Origin of the sequence: Algoriphagus sp. (assembly GCF_024642405.1) — a bacterium.
Taxonomy (GTDB): domain Bacteria; phylum Bacteroidota; class Bacteroidia; order Cytophagales; family Cyclobacteriaceae; genus Algoriphagus.
In genome coordinates, this window is record NZ_JAHEBC010000508.1 from 1 (window position 1) to 2,005 (window position 2,005).

Annotated in this window: 1 protein-coding gene and 2 pseudogenes; all 3 read left to right on the forward strand. The window is 38.9% G+C overall.

What is annotated here, in order from left to right; all coding sequences use genetic code 11:
* Window positions 1-540, forward strand: a pseudogene (locus tag Q0L68_RS19940) (gfo/Idh/MocA family oxidoreductase); the annotation flags it as partial.
* 4 nt (window positions 541-544) lie between these two features.
* The gene (locus Q0L68_RS19945) at window positions 545-1,663 is read left to right on the forward strand and encodes a DUF5009 domain-containing protein (RefSeq protein WP_296705994.1); all 1,119 of its coding nucleotides are present in this window, start codon (window positions 545-547) and stop codon (window positions 1,661-1,663) included.
* Window positions 1,664-1,706: 43 nt separating this feature from the next.
* Window positions 1,707-2,005, forward strand: a pseudogene (locus Q0L68_RS19950) (gfo/Idh/MocA family oxidoreductase); the annotation flags it as partial.

Consider the following 2,005-nt stretch of genomic DNA (forward strand, 5'->3'; position numbering starts at 1 on the left):
GAGAATTACCCGATCAAAGCTTATTCTAGCGGAGGACGCTATCAATATCAAGATGATTGGGAAACCCCCGATACACAAATTGCCTCCTTTGATTTTGCTGATGGCAAGTCCATTTTGTGGGAGGGTAGGAGTTGCAATGCCAGGGATATCAATGCCATGGGTTCTGGAGTTTCTTTTCATGGTGAAAATGGGACATTGGAACTGCTCAATAATTCCTATAAAATTTATGACAACTCCAATAAACTAGTCAAGTCTGCAGAGCCTACTACCAATACAGTAGTAGATCAGCGAGGAGCAGGGTTTGATATGGATATTGCTCATTTCACCAATTTCATCAATGCCATAGATAAAGGAGAAAGTCAAATATCTCCTTATCCGGAAATTCAAAAAAGCGTCTTGCTTTGCCATTTGGGCAATATTTCCTACCGAACAGGTAATGCGTTGGAAATAAACCCGAATTCCGGAAAAATAATCAATGATATAGAAGCTAATAAGCTTTGGGGAAGAACTTACCAAAAAGGCTGGGAACCAAAACTTTAATCTGATGGCTTCAAGTATTTCTTCCAATCCAAATCGACTACTCTCCATTGATGCCTTAAGAGGGTTTGATATGCTGATGATCTGTGGAGCAGATGCATTTTTCAGTAACCTGGAAGGTAAAACAAATTGGAATTGGCTAAATCAACTTGCGCTCCAATTCGAGCATCCTGAATGGATTGGCTTTACTTTTTATGATTTCATCTTTCCACTTTTCCTCTTTATTTCTGGAGTTTCCATTCCTTTTTCTTTAGCCAAATCACAAAAAAATCAAGTTCCTAAAAAAGAGATTTACCGTAAAGCCTTTATCCGAATGTTGATTTTGATCGGCTTAGGTATGCTTGATAAAAATGCACCTTTTCCATTTTTTGATTGGGAGCAAATCCGACTCGGTTCGGTCTTGGGGAGAATTGGAATTGCAGGATTTGTCACAACGATCCTTTACATTCATTTAGACAGTAAAAAGCGTTTATCCCTCATTGGAGTAGTTCTTATTCTTTATTACGCGGCTATTTTTCTCATTCCAGTTCCAGGTTTCACAGCTGGTGATTTAAGTTTTGAAGGAAATTTGGTTGGCTGGTTTGATCGCACTTTTCTTCCAGGCAGACTGCTTCAAGGTCAATTTGATGAATTGGGAATCCTCACCACATTTCCAGCTATCTGCTTAACCCTATTCGGAGCATTTGGAGGTGAAATATTAAAAAACGCCACAAGCTCCCAAAACAAAAAATTCAAACAACTCATCTTTACAAGCCTAATTTGCATCGGATTAGGGCTAGTCTGGGGAATTCACTTTCCTATTTTCAAACGAATGTGGACCAGTTCTTTTATTCTAGTGACTTCAGGAATGGCTTTCCTATTTCTTGGCCTTTTTTACCTCATCATCGATATTTTCAAAATCCAAAAATGGTCCTTCTTTTTGACCGTAGTGGGCATGAATAGCCTGACCATTTACATGATGTATCGCTTTGTTAGTTTTAGATATACTTCCAGAATGCTTTTTGAAGGATTATATAGTCCTTTAGGCGAAAACTGGAAACCAGTCATGGAAAGTTTGGGGGCACTGGTCTTGGTCTGGCTTTTCTTGTATTTCCTTTATCGTAAAAAGATCTTCTTCAAAGTTTAAAAAATCACCCGTCACCGTAATACTCACATCAATTGGCTATCCTATGAAGACAACACGTAGAACTTTCATCAAGAAATCGTCCCTAATCGGAACAAGTCTAAGTTTAGGAACAATTCCTTTCAACTTATCCGCTCAATCAGCTGACAGCCCAATCAAGATTGGAATTATAGGATTAGACACTTCCCATGCACCTGCCTTTACAAAACTTTTTAACGCCCCGAATCCGAGTCCAGAACTTGCAGGAATGAAGGTAGTAGCTGCCTATCCATTTGGAAGCAAAACAATAAAATCCAGTACCGATCGAATTGAAGGATACATTGAGCAAGTGAAGTTATTAGGAGT

What these genes read in the sequence shown, in the direction of transcription:
- Q0L68_RS19945 (WP_296705994.1), top strand. Translation starts at nt 545, where the DNA reads ATGGCTTCAAGTATTTCTTCCAATCCAAATCGACTACTCTCCATTGAT.